This window comes from Nostoc sp. UHCC 0251, assembly GCF_034932245.1.
Taxonomy (GTDB): Bacteria; Cyanobacteriota; Cyanobacteriia; order Cyanobacteriales; family Nostocaceae; genus Nostoc.
In genome coordinates, this window is record NZ_JAYGHD010000268.1 from 1 (window position 1) to 1,557 (window position 1,557).

Here is a 1,557-nt window from a genome sequence, read left to right on the forward strand (position 1 = left end):
TATCACGAAGTCATCGGCGTATCGAATAAGTCGGGGACTTCTAAACTTTGTACCTTTTTTGTGATACCAAGTTTCCCTACCTGAATGAGACATTTCAGGAAATGTCTTATCTATTCGTTCTTCCATCCCGTGAAGGGCAATATTTGCCAGTAGTGGGGAGATTACCCCGCCTTGTGGCGTACCCTCAGATGTTGGAAACAACTGCTTACCATCCATCACCCCCGCTTTTAACCATGCTCGAACTTGTCGGCGTATGGTGGGAGATGTATTTAATTTTCTTAGCAGTGCTTCATGGTCGATGCGGTCGAAGCACTTTGCTATATCAGCATCAAGCACGTATTTGCTTTTCTGAGCGATTGATATAAATATGGCTTTAATCGCATCATGACATGAGCGCCCAGGTCGGAACCCGTATGAGTTAGGTTCAAATCGCGCTTCCCATTCTGGCTCTAATGCCATTTTTACTAGCGCTTGCAAGGCTCGGTCGTCCATTACGGGAATACCCAAAGGTCGTTTCTCTTCCGTTCCTGGTTTGGGAATCCAAACCCGTCTTGTCGGTTTAACTTTTGAGTTAGGTTTTAATTTGATAACCAGTTTTAGCCGTGCTTCTGGGGATAATGATTTAACACCATCCACTCCTGCCGTCTTTTTACCTTGGTTGTCTTGTGTCACCCGACGAACCGATAAACACTTTGCTGCCCAGGACTTCATCAACGTCTTCTGGAGTTTGCGAAATGCTTTGACATCACCACGAAGAGATGCTTTGTAAATTCGTTTTTGCAACTTAAAAACACGTCTTTCCAACTTACGCCAGTTGACGTATTTCCATTCCACCATCGAGTCATTACTCAAAACCTTCTTAGTTCGGTTAGTCTTAAGAGGAAGAAAACCGTTTTTGGTTGGTTTGGGAGCAATTTGTCGTGTATTAGACTTTTGCATTGCTACTCATAACTTTACATTCCAAATCACCGTAAGTCCGTCAGCATATCCCTGTCATTACAATAGGGCGTTCGCTTCTGACTTAATCTTTACTTTCGTTGCATACGGTTAGCACCTACTCAGTTATCGACCTTATTGAGGGCAGACGAAAGCTTACTTCGTTCCGAATAACCATTGTTTTGAACCTTTAGAATGATGCTATCCACCGGGTTTATTGGGAGTGCTTACTGGTCAACAGCTGAATTGCCAGCCCCGTTATCCTTTGCCTTTTGGCTCCAGCGTGTAAGCCTTATTTCGCTGGTTTGATGTAACTATGGTTCAGACGCATCTTTGCTTTCGCTATTCATGGGTTCATGCTCGAAGGGAACCGGCTTAGGCTGCTAGTTTTTCCTCCTTTTCGCCCCGCTTTACGGATTGATGGCTAGTCGCTACCGTAGGGGTGATGCTGTTACCGTTGCACTTACGGAGAGGGACTTCTCCTATTTCTGGAGTCACCCTCATGGTTATTCAGTTATCATTTGAGAGAGATTAAAGTGCGAACTCAACCCATTGGGGTTATCTCTCAAATGTCACCCATCCCTGAATATTTCTATTCATTTCGAGTGAACGAATCGCACC

At 44.5% G+C, this 1,557-nt stretch carries 2 protein-coding genes; both read right to left on the minus strand.

Annotation, left to right across the window (positions count from 1 at the left end; genetic code table 11):
* The coding region (locus VB740_RS18120; protein ID WP_323201345.1) for a reverse transcriptase domain-containing protein at nucleotides 1-837 on the minus strand (837 nt) is incomplete at its 3' end.
* A gap of 474 nt (nucleotides 838-1,311) precedes the next feature.
* Complete coding sequence (locus VB740_RS18125) at nucleotides 1,312-1,440, minus strand: hypothetical protein (protein ID WP_323201344.1); 129 nt, start codon at nucleotides 1,438-1,440, stop codon at nucleotides 1,312-1,314.
* Nucleotides 1,441-1,557: the final 117 nt, after the last annotated feature.

What these genes read in the sequence shown, in the direction of transcription:
- VB740_RS18125 (WP_323201344.1), bottom strand. Translation starts at nt 1,440, where the DNA reads ATGAGGGTGACTCCAGAAATAGGAGAAGTCCCTCTCCGTAAGTGCAAC.